The organism is Streptomyces sp. NPDC001880, assembly GCF_053594575.1.
Map to the genome: position 1 here is coordinate 1 of NZ_JBSFET010000140.1, position 10,853 is coordinate 10,853.

The following is a 10,853-nucleotide window of genomic DNA, read 5'->3' on the forward strand; positions in this document are numbered from 1 at the left end:
ATGGGAGCCCGTGGCACCGACCGTGCGCGCCGGTTCAAGCGCCACAGGCGCTCCGTTCCAGCGGGCGACACCGCCGCAGCTGACCCGGGCGGCAGTTCGACGACTCGGCGGCCTACAGGCGCTCCTGGACCCACGACGAGCAGCGGACACCGGAGACGCAGACCCTCCATTCCAGGAGCGCGTCGGGCCAGTTGTAAGGGAGGTACTCGTCCGTCCACGTGCCGTTTCCCTTGCCGTTCACCACCTCGTCCCAGTAGGTGTCCACGTGCCACCTGATGAATACGCCGTGACCGTCGCGTTCGGTGTCACCCACGCCGAACATGAGCTTCCCCGGGTCGAAGTAGCCGTAGGCGCCCGTGATGACCCGGGTCTCGGCCGAGGCAGGTGATGTCACCCCCACAGCCGTCGCCAGCGCGACCGCCGCTATGGCGAGGAAGCGGGCGAGACGTCTCACCGAAGTCGCCCGCCGGCCGCCGGGCGACGAGTGGGCACCTACGGTGGTCCGGCTGACGCGATGCCTGATTCCTCCTGTTGTCCACGGCCCCTCGGCCGATCCGGCCCATGGCGGCATGGCCGAGGCCGTCGGCCGGTCCGGTACGGCCGGCTCTGTCGCCTGATGGGTAATCACATCGTCACGGCGGTCCGGGGACGCGACTTGGCCCTGCGCGCCACGCTACTTGGCAGGGCGTGCCGTGCGTGGAGCCTCGGCAGACATGGCTCGGTGCCGGAAGGCACGGGGACTGAGCCCGTACGCCGTCCGGAAGGCGCGGCTGAACTCGGCGGGCGCCGGGAACCCCCAACGAGCCGCGAGGACGGCGATCGGGTATCCGGCAAGCCGCGGGTCCGCGAGGTCGGCCCGGCAGCGTTCCAGGCGGCGTCGACGGATCGAGGCCGCCACGGTCTCCTGCCGGTCGCCGAAGAGGCGGTGGAGCGAACGGACGGACATGTGGTGGTGCGCCGCGAGGTGATTGGGGGTCAGATCCGTACTTCCGAGGTTGTGCTCTATGTAGGAGTCGATCCGTGCGCGCAGGACCTGGTACCGGGACTCAAGCGATCTCGGATGCCGGGCGTCGGCGTGCTCGGCGAGGAACGCGGCCGCGAGATCGACGGCGATCGATCCGAGCCGATGACGCTCACCCGCGCCGAGATCAGCCGCACGGTCCCGGACGGTGGTCAGGTACTGGCACAGAACCTGACCGCTCACCCCGTCCGGGGAAAGCCGTCGGGACAGCACCCGGTTGACCCGGCCCGCAGGCAGTGGAAGGGCGCCCCTGGGTATCCGCAGCAACGTGACGCGGCCCTGCCCGCGTTCATCGGCGACAGAGGCGTTCAACGGGTGGGAGGTGTCGAAGAACACCAGGCTGCCGGTGTCGATCTCGGCCTCGTTCCCGCACTGTCTGACAGTCATAGGACTGCCACCGACCAGGGCGAGCTGATACGTCTCCGGGTCACCGCGCCTGATGTGCCGTGGTGTCCGTGCGGCATGGAGCGATTCGAAGACGAAATGCGCGAGCTGCGCGGAACCGAGATCCACTGCGGCGACATGGGCTTCGAATCCGTGGGCATGGACACTTCTCAGGGAGAAGGGGGCGATGTTTTCCCGCACAAGCTCCACGTACCAGTCGAACCTGTCACCCTGCGGCAGTTCGCTGCTCGACATCGAGACCAGAGAGCCGGCACCCTGGCCGCCGGCCGATCCCCGCTCCTTTGGCATGACCCTCATCATGGGTGTGACGCGCGGGGCGCGACAAGTCCAGCGTTCACCATGGGGTCCGGATTCCTCGGAGCTTCGCTGTGGTGGGCGTCAGTGGGCGAGCTGGATTCCCGGGCGGCGACCCGGGCGATTGGGCGGGGCGAGCGTGGCGAGGGGAACACCCTTGGTGGCGCGGAGGGTGAACAGGTCTGCGAGCCGACGCGGTTCGGCGCCCCGCAGTTGATGGCCGGGGGAGAGGCCGAGGACGTCGTCGAGCGGCCCGCGGCCCTGTGGTGAGGGCCGTGGTCAGGCGCAGACGCATCGTGAGTCGAGCCGAGTCCGAATCGGGTCCTCATCGAAGGTCATGTCCAGGCCCGCGATGTTGTGACGGTGGTAGCGACGGCGCAGCAGTGCCCGGGAGAGGGTGAGGCCCTTGCTGTCGGCGCGCACTCTGAAGCTCATGGGCGCGGGCAGGGCCACGACAGGGACGACCGAGGCGACGATCGGCAGGCTGGGTCCGACGCCCAGCCGATTCGCTGCGTCGCTCGCGCCGAGGACCCGTGAGTCGGGATTCGATGTGCTCGGTTTCGACTCCGGCCCACGGGCTGGTACGAAATCCGGTCGCTCGTGGCCAACGCACACAGTCCGACGGACGCGGCACAGAACAGGATCGTGTGGGCTGCCGCCGTACCGTCGGGACTCACGCAGAGCCGTCCCCGCCAGCAGTGGCCGCACAACCCCGAGAGCTGCGCGTTCTGCGACATGACGTCCTGCGCGCGGCCGAACTCCCGGATGTCGCCCACGCGTACGGAGCCGACGCCCATGCCGTGCAGGAAGTCCTTCGTGCGGTCGATGTCGTCCTGGCCCTGGTCGATGGCGATCACCGCGGCGCGGACGGTCACTCCGCGCTCGACGAGCCTGCGGAGGTTCCGGACGGTGCGTTCGTGGCTGGACCGCACCTTGGTCACGCGGTCGTGCACCGCGGGGTCGTGAGAGTACACCGATGTAGCGAAGGCAACGTCGTGCTCCGCCGCGAAGTCGAGCGTTTCGTCGCTGAGGTGCGTCAGATTGGAGAACACCTCGACGAATCCGTACCCGATGTGCTTCGCCCCCGCGAGGAGGTGGCCGAAGTGCGGGCTCAGCTGCGGCTCCCCACCGATGAGCTGCACCTTCCGGCACCCGAACCCGACGCAGTGCCGCAGCTGGGTCCGGCCTTGTCGGTGCGGCGCATGACGACGTCATCGCGTGTTCAGGCCGATCCCTTATCGTCTGCGCGGACCGCAGCACCCATGGGCGGCCACAGCCGACAAGGAGAGACGCCGTTGAGCAGCACTGCCTCGCCCACGCCCGAAGTCCCGGACGAACTCCAGCGGCGCCTGGGGGTGTCGGACGCGGTGCTGATCGGGCTGGGCTCGATGCTCGGCGCCGGGATCTTCGCTTCGCTCGCCCCGGCCGCCCGCGCGGCCGGCTCCGGCCTGCTCATCGGACTCGCCCTGGCGGCGGTCGTCGCGTACTGCAACGCCACATCCTCCGCCCGGCTCGCCGCCCTCTACCCGACGTCCGGTGGCACCTACGTCTACGGACGTGAGCGTCTCGGGAAGTTCTGGGGCTACCTTGCCGGGTGGGCGTTCGTCGTGGGCAAGACCGCCTCGTGTGCGGCGATGGCACTGACCGTCGGCTCCTACGTCTGGCCCGGCCAGGCCCACGCGGTCGCGGTGGCGGCGGTGGTGGCGCTGACCGCGGTGAACTACGCCGGGGTACAGAAGTCGGCCCTGCTCACCCGGGTCGTTGTGGCGGTGGTCCTGGCGGTCCTCGCCGCCGTCGTGGCTGCCTCGCTGACCTCCGCAACTGTGGACGCGGCTCGGCTGGAGGTCGGCTCGGACGCCGCCTTGGGCGGTGTCCTGCAGGCGGCGGGCCTGCTGTTCTTCGCGTTCGCCGGGTACGCCCGCATCGCCACCCTGGGCGAGGAGGTCCGCGACCCGGCCCGCACCATTCCCCGTGCCATCCCGGTCGCCCTCGGCATCACCTTCGTCGTGTACACCGCCGTTGCCGTCTCGGTGCTGCTCGTCCTCGGCCCGGACGGGCTGGCGGCGGCCACAGCTCCGCTGGCGGAGGCGGCCCGGGCGGCGGGGGCCGACTGGCTCGACCCGTTCGTCCGGGCCGGCGCGGCGGTCGCGGCGCTCGGCTCGCTGCTCGCCCTGATCCTCGGCACCTCGCGCACCACCCTGGCGATGGCCCGCGACCACCACCTGCCCCACGCCCTGGCCGCCGTGCACCCGAAGTTCAAGGTCCCGCACCGCGCCGAACTCCTCGTCGGCGCCGTCGTCGCCACCGTGGCCGCGACCGCGGACGTCCGCGGGGCGATCGGCTTCTCCTCCTTCGGCGTCCTGGCCTACTACGCCGTCGCCAACGCCTCCGCCTTCACACTCACCCCCGCCGAGGGCCGCCCCGCCCGGATCATCCCCGTGGTCGGCCTGGCCGGCTGCCTCGTCCTCGCCTTCGCCCTGCCGCTCTCCTCCGTCGTCACCGGGGCCGCAGCACTCGCCGTCGGTGCCGCCGCCTTCGCGATCCGTCGGGCACTGGAGCGACGGGCGTAGCCACCGACGCTCCGCAAGGAACGTGAGGCCGAGCCCGTAGAGACAGCGCCGTCCTGCGGGCCGGGCGCCGTGACTGGGGGCGTGGGGCCGGCGAATGTTGCCGCCCACGCCGTTCATCACACCGCCGGCTGCTGATCGTGTGGCGGGACGGTCACCTCGGGCTCGGGAAGAACGCCGACAAGCCGGAGGGCCGTACTGCGACTGACGGACGCCCCGAGGACGCGGACGCCCTTGCCGCACTACCCTGTGCAGCAGGGGCACATCTCGAGAGCCCGTCTTCTTGGCGAGCAATTAGTGTTGAGGCCGTGAAGTGGAGTGAGACGGAGTACCTCGAGTGTCTTCAGTCCGAGCGGCGTGGCTACGCATGGGTGATGCAGCGGCATGGTGGGTTGACGCCGACGCAGGCCCGGGAAGCCGCCCTGGAGTGGTACCCGTACGAGCCGGACGACGCCCCGTGCCGTGGCCTCATCTTTCACGACGAGGCGTGGCACTGGGCGATGCTGGCGATTCACGGTGATCGGTACGTCGTGGAACACCCCGAACTGGCCCATCCGTCAGCTGAGTACCGGTCGCTTTAGCCTTTGGCCTCGATCTTTCGTGACGGTCCGCTGGTTTCTCCAGCGGGCCGTTTCGGTTGTTCGGGCTGGTAGTAGTCAGGCTGATGGCCCGGCTGTCGCGTCGGGCGGGCGCCGGGTTCCACGGCTCCGGTCGGGGTGGTGCGACTCGTAGGGACGGGAACGTGCTGGTCAGCCGGGGTTGGGGAGAGCTTGGAGTCGTGCCAGGGCGTCGGTGATTACGTCGGTCCAGGGCCAGTGGCGTGCGAATCTCAGGTGCCGGCGGCGGGCGGTCGTGACGATCTGGGCGGCGGCGGAAAAGAGACGGAGCCTCAGACGGCGGGGCTCCCACCTGCGGGTTTTGTCCTTCAGGGCGAGCATTGGGCATACAGGCCAGCAGGTAGGGGGCGAACAGGACGATCTCCAGTCAGATCCAGTTCTGGGGGCGTCGTGCAGGGGCAGGTTGCGCAGGCCGGTGGCGCGGGCGGCCCGGATGCGGTCCTCGACTCGGACTCGCTGACGGTGCCGCAGTTCGAGTGCGGCGATGGGGACGCCAGGGGTGTTGGTGGCAAACGCGGTCAGCCGCAGGCCGTCGGCTTCGGTGATCCGCAACTAAGCGCCGGGGTGCGGGCGTTCCTGGCGGACAATCAGCCGCACTCCCTTCGGCTAGCCCTTGAGGCGGTCGCCGTCGAGTTCAGCGACCCGGACTCCGTCGCGGATTTCGCCGCCCGGCTCGACGTGGCGGCGTGAGTCCACCTGTCGGGCACCCGGGCAGACACCTGAATCAGCATCAGGTTTACGCCCTGAAGGAGATGTTGCCGGGATGCGGAGGTGAGGGAGTGCGACGTGCAGCTGCCCCACCGTCCGGCCTTCGCGCCCCATGACGTTCACCTCGCGTGCGGCCGCCGGCCCAGGGCAGCGAGGTCTGCCCACACCAGTGCCGGTGGACGGGATACAGGGGCGCGAGGGGAACGACGGCACGACAGCGAGTCCCGGGACAGCACCGGACGGGCTGGGGCAAGGTCAGCAGTACCACAGGCACCCCAGGAACCGCACACGCTTCCTTCACGTCTAAAGCGATATCCAGGGCAACAGCGCCGCCGACCACGGCGGCTTCGAAGCCGCCGTTCCAGACCACTACCGCACCTACTCCCAGCCCCGGCTCCGGCCCGGCCTTTTGGGGAGAGCAGAAGGCTGCCTCCTCGCTGGGGTCAGCAGCATGCAAGCCGTGAGAGGCCCCGTCACACGATGAGCCGCACCACAGACACGTCGACGCATTACACGTACACGATCGGCGCACCGAGCCGGCGCAACACCGAGCTGGCGCTTCTGGTGTTCGCCGTCGTCATCACCGCGTTCGCCTACGCCAACGCGGGCCTGGCCGTCAACAACCAGGTGCCGTCGGGCCTGCTGAGCTACGGCCTGGGAATGGGCCTGCTGGCCGGCGTCGCCCATCTCGTCGTACGGAAGGCCGCGCCGAACGCGGACCCGCTGCTGCTGCCGCTGGCCACGCTGCTGAACGGACTCGGCCTGGTCGTCATCTGGCGGCTGGACCAGTCCGCGCTGTTGCAGTCGATCAAGCAGGCAGGAACGGCCGCGCCGCGGCAGCTGATGTACACGACGATGGGCATCGCCCTCTTCATCGTCGTCCTGATCTTCCTCAAGGACCACCGCGTCCTGCAGCGCTACACCTACATCTCCATGGTGGGCGCCCTGTTCCTCCTGCTGCTGCCGCTGGTCCCGGGCCTGGGCGCCGACATATACGGCGCCAAGATCTGGATCCACGTCGGCAGCTTCAGTATCCAGCCCGGTGAGTTCGCGAAGATCGTGCTCGCGGTCTTCTTCGCCGGATACCTGATGGTCAAGCGCGACGCGCTGGCCCTGGCCAGCCGCCGCTTCATGGGTCTGTACCTGCCGCGCGGCCGTGACCTCGGCCCGATCCTGGTCATCTGGTTTCTCTCGATCCTGATCCTGGTCTTCGAGACCGACCTCGGCACGTCACTGCTGTTCTTCGGAATGTTCGTCATCATGCTGTACGCCGCTACCGAACGGACCAGCTGGATCGTCTTCGGTCTGCTGATGTCCGCGGCCGGCGCCGTCGGCGTCGCCTCCTTCGAGCCGCACGTTCACCAGCGTGTCCAGGCCTGGCTCGACCCCATGCACGAATACATGCTCAGCCGCCAGGGCGTGGCCGGTCACTCCGAGCAGTCGATGCAGGCGCTGTGGGCCTTTGGGTCCGGCGGCACCCTCGGCACCGGTCTCGGCCAGGGCCACTCCGAACTCATCCGGTTCGCCGCCAACTCCGACTTCGTCCTCGCCACCTTCGGCGAGGAACTGGGACTGACGGGCATCATGGCAATCCTGCTGATATACGGCCTGATCGCGGAGCGTGGCGTACGCACCGCCCTCGCCGCCCGTGACCCATTCGGCAAACTCCTCGCCATCGGCCTGTCAGGCGCATTCGCCCTGCAGGTCTTCGTCGTCGCAGGCGGTGTGATGGGCCTGATCCCGCTGACCGGCATGACGATGCCGTTCCTGGCGTACGGCGGCTCCTCCGTCATCGCCAACTGGGCCCTCATCGGCATCCTGATCCGCATCAGCGACACCGCACGCCGCCCCGCACCGTAGAACACCACCCCAGCCGCCTGACCGGGTGGTCTCCGCGCGTACAGCTCAGCGAGCCGGATCTCAATCCGCTTGGTCGACACGCTGTCGGAGGCCCGTCCGGGTGCCTTGACCGGCGGCTTCGTCGCGTGGGCTTCACTCCGATCCGTAGTACAGCTGGAGGAACTCTTCCATCGCTGCGTCGACACCGGCGCGGTCATCGGTGGCGAGGAGGTCGAGCAGCAGTCCACGGACGGTGGCGAGTCCCAGCCTCGCGCGGTTGCGGGCTGCGGCACGGGCCGCGCCCGCGGCGACCTCGGCAGCCATGAGCGGTTCCAGCCAGTCCGCCACGAGACCGTCCAGGATCGGGACGGCCTCGGGGCGGCCCCGCAGCGCGTACCCGCAGATCTCGAAGAAGAGCCGTTCCTGGCCGGCCAGCCGAGGGTCCGTCAACTGCTTCCAGAGCAGCCGTGCGACGTCAGCGGGTGGGAGACCGGGGTCCTCGCGCAGCTTGGACAGCAGGTCGCGCTGCCGCCGCTCCGATGTCCGGACGATCTCGACGAGCAACTGTTCCTTGGTGCCGAAGTAGTGGATCAGCATGCGATGACTGACACCGATCGCGGTGCCGAGGCCGCGCAGGCTGAGGTCCGCGATGCCGTGTGCCGTGACGTGGTCGACGGCCGCGTCCACCAGTGCGGTGCGTCGGTCTCTGTCCGTTACATGCGCTGCCTCGCCCCCGGAGCGCCTCGAGTCATCCACATTCACCACTCCATGAATGTACCCATTGGTACATGGGCTATGTACCGTGTGGTACATGAGGTCCATCACCGTATCGATCGATGTTCCGCACACGCCCGAGCAGGTCTACGGCTTTCTCGACGTCATGGCTCACCACGAGCGATTCACGAACCACTATCTGACCGGCTGGCGCTACAGCGGTCCCGGCCGTGGCCCGGGAGCGTGCGCCGCAGTCACCGCCGCGCTGGGTGGTGCGAAGGTCGATGTCACCATCGAGGTCGTCGAAGCCGACGCACCGCGGCGCATCGTGGAACGGAACGTCAGCGCGGCCGGTCGGCGCCTGGCCCACGGCGCCTACACCATTGAGCCGCTGCGGACCGGCGGGAGCCACGTCTCGTTCACGTACGCCTGGGTGCTCGCGCCTGTCACCGACCGCTTGCTGGCGCCCGTCGTCCGGGCCGCGATGCGGCGCGCCAACCGCACGGCCATGCGGCGCCTGGCCACTGAGCTGGCTCGACACGTGTCGGCTGCCGGATCCTGACGTTGGCGGATGCCGGTTCTCCGGTTCCCAGCCGTCCGGCTCGCCTGGGATACGAGGACCAGGTACGGCTGTCGAGGTGAGGTTCAGGCGGGCGTACGGATGAAGTTCCAAACGCAGCACGGCCGGTTCCCCCAGGGCCAGTTCGAGCTGCCGGGCAAGGTGGTGGACATGATGCTCGGCCCTCGGCGCCGTCGAGTGCTCAACCAGCTCTTCAACCTCGCCATCGGCGTTCACCATCAGGACGGCCACGCCGACATCGCCGCCGCCCTGCGCCGCACCGGTCGAGACCACCAGCGGCCACTCACCACCCCAGGAATTATCTGACGAATCCGGACATGAGATTTTTCTCGAGAGACTCAGGATGGTGCGGGGCTCGCCACTGCCCTGTAAGAGCAGGCGGTATTCGGAAAAGGCCGCCGAGAACTCGCCATCCTCCATGCACGGTTCACGGGCCTTCGGCTTCTGCGAAGACCCTTTGGCTTCCGGCCAAAGTGCGCTCCTGGAGCCCGTGACGGCAATGCCTCGCAAGCCAATTGAGTGCTCGAAGCCTCGGCGATCCGTCCGACGTCAGTTCTACGAGCTTCAGCCATGATCCTTCGGGGTCTCACCGCCTCCGTCACCTCGCTGTTATGTTCTAGTGGGTGCAGGCTTCAGGGGAGTGAAGGAAGCGGCGCGGGCGGTACTGGCGACATCACTCATGAACGGAGAGGTGGCACGGTGGCCTGGAGAGGAAGATTGCGCACGGGGCGCGTGCGCTGCGCAAGAGGTCACATTCCCGGATCCGGGAGAGCCGCCACACGCCACGCCGACCGGATTGCGTCTGCGCAAAGCCGGGCATAAACCTCGCCAGAGAAGCGGCGCGGTCCCCAGGGCCGTGTCAACGTGTTCGTTCCCGCCGCGAACCCCCGGGGGAGACCGCCGGGGTTCACATGCGGCCACTACACAGGGCGGTCGACGCGCTGATCCGCGTGGTTGACCGGCCTTCCGTATGCCAGCGGCAAGTTTCGCTCCATTGGCGGGAGTTGCCCGGAAGTCGACTGCGATGAAACAGCTCGCCGGTCGACCAGCCCACCGGTGGACGACACATCGGGGGCAGCGCATCGGAGAAGACAAACCAGTCCTCGTACACGGCCAGATGCGGACATGCTCCGGGCGCGGGCGCATGTCGTCACAGCTCGAGAGGGGTCAGGAAGCTTGCTCGACGAACTGGACTCAGAGATCCACATGGTGCCCGTGACGTCCCTGTTGCCGTCGGATTCACCGCGTCTCGGGGGCCTGTGCCACGACCACGCACAGGTGCTTGCCGAGAGCGGCAGGGAGCTCGAACCGATCCTCGTGCACAGGGCCACCGGCCGCGTGGTCGACGGCATGCACCGACTGCGTGCCGCGATACTGCGCGGCGCGCGCGACCTGCCCGTCCGCTATGTAGAGGGCTCGTCGGCCGACCTGTTCGTCCGAGCTGTGGCGGCCAACACCCTCCACGGACTGCCCTTGACCCTCAAGGACCGCAGAGCGGCCGTCGTCCGTATCCTCGCCTCCCATCCGCACTGGTCCGACCGGGCCATCGCGGCGGTCAGCGGGGTCTCTCCCAAGACCGTGGGAGCCGCCCGGAGAAGGTGTGCGAGTGAGGAATTTCCTCACTCGAAAGACGGCGGCGACGAGAGCGGCATGAGCACGGCGACCGCGCGCGTCGGAAGGGACGGCAGGGCCCGTCCCGTCGACATGCCACAGCGCCGCGAGAAGGCCCGCCTCCTGCTCGCGGAACGCCCGCAGGCAACCCTCCGGGATGTCGCCGAGGAGGCAGGGGTCTCCATCAGTACAGTGCACCGGATGCGCCGCGCGGCATCGGGCCACCCCACCGATACGGGCCGGGGCCGAGAGGCCCCACCGGCCGCCTCATCGGGACCCGCACCGGGGGAGGGGGCCCCGAGCGGCGCCGGTGTGGTCGCCTGCCAGGAAGGCCCTCTCCGAAGCGTCTCCGGACGCGCCGAGCCCCCGGCGGAGACCGCGCGCGCCCAGCCGCGCGCCGCACTCTCCCTCTACCGCGACCCCTCGATCCGCTTCACGGACAGCGGGCGTGCGCTGCTGCGCTGGCTCAGCGGCCAGAGCGGTGAACTGGCCACGGG

The 10,853-nt window shown here is 69.0% G+C and carries 12 protein-coding genes and 1 pseudogene; 7 read left to right on the forward strand and 6 right to left on the reverse strand.

Annotated features, from left to right (window positions below):
- Window positions 1-112: 112 nt before the first annotated feature.
- Together ACWCQ6_RS33860 and ACWCQ6_RS33865 are read right to left on the reverse strand one after the other, a co-directional pair.
- Entirely contained in the window at window positions 113-454 is a 342-nt protein-coding gene (locus ACWCQ6_RS33860; protein WP_451095838.1) for a hypothetical protein, read from the reverse strand.
- Window positions 455-673: 219 nt separating this feature from the next.
- Window positions 674-1,714 carry a helix-turn-helix domain-containing protein gene (locus ACWCQ6_RS33865; protein ID WP_451095840.1) on the reverse strand — a complete coding sequence of 347 codons (1,041 nt, stop codon included), beginning with the start codon at window positions 1,712-1,714 and terminating at the stop codon, window positions 674-676.
- Window positions 1,715-1,807: 93 nt separating this feature from the next.
- Here ACWCQ6_RS33865 and ACWCQ6_RS33870 point away from each other — a divergent pair, with 93 nt between their 5' ends.
- Window positions 1,808-1,990 (forward strand): hypothetical protein, encoded by a 183-nt coding sequence (locus ACWCQ6_RS33870; protein WP_451095842.1) that lies wholly within the window; start codon window positions 1,808-1,810, stop codon window positions 1,988-1,990.
- Window positions 1,991-1,999: 9 nt separating this feature from the next.
- Here the strand turns inward: ACWCQ6_RS33870 and ACWCQ6_RS33875 are convergent, their stop codons facing one another.
- The gene (locus ACWCQ6_RS33875; protein WP_451095844.1) at window positions 2,000-2,155 is read right to left on the reverse strand and encodes a hypothetical protein; all 156 of its coding nucleotides are present in this window, start codon (window positions 2,153-2,155) and stop codon (window positions 2,000-2,002) included.
- Window positions 2,152-2,895, reverse strand: coding sequence for a radical SAM protein (locus ACWCQ6_RS33880; RefSeq protein ID WP_451095860.1), 744 nt, complete (start codon window positions 2,893-2,895; stop codon window positions 2,152-2,154). The genes ACWCQ6_RS33875 and ACWCQ6_RS33880 overlap by 4 nt, the downstream gene beginning before the upstream one ends.
- Before the next feature lie 120 nt (window positions 2,896-3,015).
- Between ACWCQ6_RS33880 and ACWCQ6_RS33885 the strand changes: the two genes are divergently transcribed.
- Both ACWCQ6_RS33885 and ACWCQ6_RS33890 read left to right on the forward strand, forming a co-directional pair.
- Window positions 3,016-4,290: an APC family permease gene (locus ACWCQ6_RS33885; protein WP_451095846.1), complete on the forward strand. Its 1,275-nt coding sequence runs from the start codon at window positions 3,016-3,018 to the stop codon at window positions 4,288-4,290.
- Between the two features lie 305 nt (window positions 4,291-4,595).
- The gene (locus tag ACWCQ6_RS33890; RefSeq protein ID WP_451095848.1) at window positions 4,596-4,868 is read left to right on the forward strand and encodes a hypothetical protein; all 273 of its coding nucleotides are present in this window, start codon (window positions 4,596-4,598) and stop codon (window positions 4,866-4,868) included.
- Between the two features lie 168 nt (window positions 4,869-5,036).
- Here the strand turns inward: ACWCQ6_RS33890 and ACWCQ6_RS33895 are convergent.
- Window positions 5,037-5,728 (reverse strand): annotated as a pseudogene (locus ACWCQ6_RS33895) (transposase); the annotation flags it as partial.
- Window positions 5,729-6,092: 364 nt separating this feature from the next.
- Between ACWCQ6_RS33895 and ACWCQ6_RS33900 the strand changes: the two are divergent.
- Window positions 6,093-7,472: an FtsW/RodA/SpoVE family cell cycle protein gene (locus tag ACWCQ6_RS33900; RefSeq protein ID WP_451095850.1), complete on the forward strand. Its 1,380-nt coding sequence runs from the start codon at window positions 6,093-6,095 to the stop codon at window positions 7,470-7,472.
- Between the two features lie 132 nt (window positions 7,473-7,604).
- On the opposite strand, the gene ACWCQ6_RS33905 is transcribed toward ACWCQ6_RS33900, so the two are convergent.
- Window positions 7,605-8,138, reverse strand: coding sequence for a TetR/AcrR family transcriptional regulator (locus tag ACWCQ6_RS33905; RefSeq protein WP_451095852.1), 534 nt, complete (start codon window positions 8,136-8,138; stop codon window positions 7,605-7,607).
- Between the two features lie 124 nt (window positions 8,139-8,262).
- On the opposite strand from ACWCQ6_RS33905, the gene ACWCQ6_RS33910 reads away from it, so the two are divergent.
- The 3 genes from ACWCQ6_RS33910 to ACWCQ6_RS33920 all read left to right on the forward strand — a co-directional run.
- Window positions 8,263-8,727 carry an SRPBCC family protein gene (locus ACWCQ6_RS33910; RefSeq protein WP_451095854.1) on the forward strand — a complete coding sequence of 155 codons (465 nt, stop codon included), beginning with the start codon at window positions 8,263-8,265 and terminating at the stop codon, window positions 8,725-8,727.
- A 99-nt stretch (window positions 8,728-8,826) separates the two neighbouring features.
- The gene (locus ACWCQ6_RS33915) at window positions 8,827-9,051 is read left to right on the forward strand and encodes a hypothetical protein (protein WP_451095856.1); all 225 of its coding nucleotides are present in this window, start codon (window positions 8,827-8,829) and stop codon (window positions 9,049-9,051) included.
- A gap of 870 nt (window positions 9,052-9,921) precedes the next feature.
- Window positions 9,922-10,853 (forward strand): helix-turn-helix domain-containing protein (locus ACWCQ6_RS33920; protein WP_451095858.1); only part of this gene is annotated, 932 nt, incomplete at its 3' end.

Excerpts from the sequence above, each read along its gene's own strand:
- ACWCQ6_RS33910 (WP_451095854.1), top strand. The coding sequence starts at position 8,263 with ATGAGGTCCATCACCGTATCGATCGATGTTCCGCACACGCCCGAGCAG.
- ACWCQ6_RS33900 (WP_451095850.1), top strand. The coding sequence starts at position 6,093 with ATGAGCCGCACCACAGACACGTCGACGCATTACACGTACACGATCGGC.
- ACWCQ6_RS33875 (WP_451095844.1), bottom strand. The coding sequence starts at position 2,155 with ATGAGCTTCAGAGTGCGCGCCGACAGCAAGGGCCTCACCCTCTCCCGG.
- ACWCQ6_RS33865 (WP_451095840.1), bottom strand. The coding sequence starts at position 1,714 with ATGCCAAAGGAGCGGGGATCGGCCGGCGGCCAGGGTGCCGGCTCTCTG.
- ACWCQ6_RS33915 (WP_451095856.1), top strand. The coding sequence starts at position 8,827 with ATGAAGTTCCAAACGCAGCACGGCCGGTTCCCCCAGGGCCAGTTCGAG.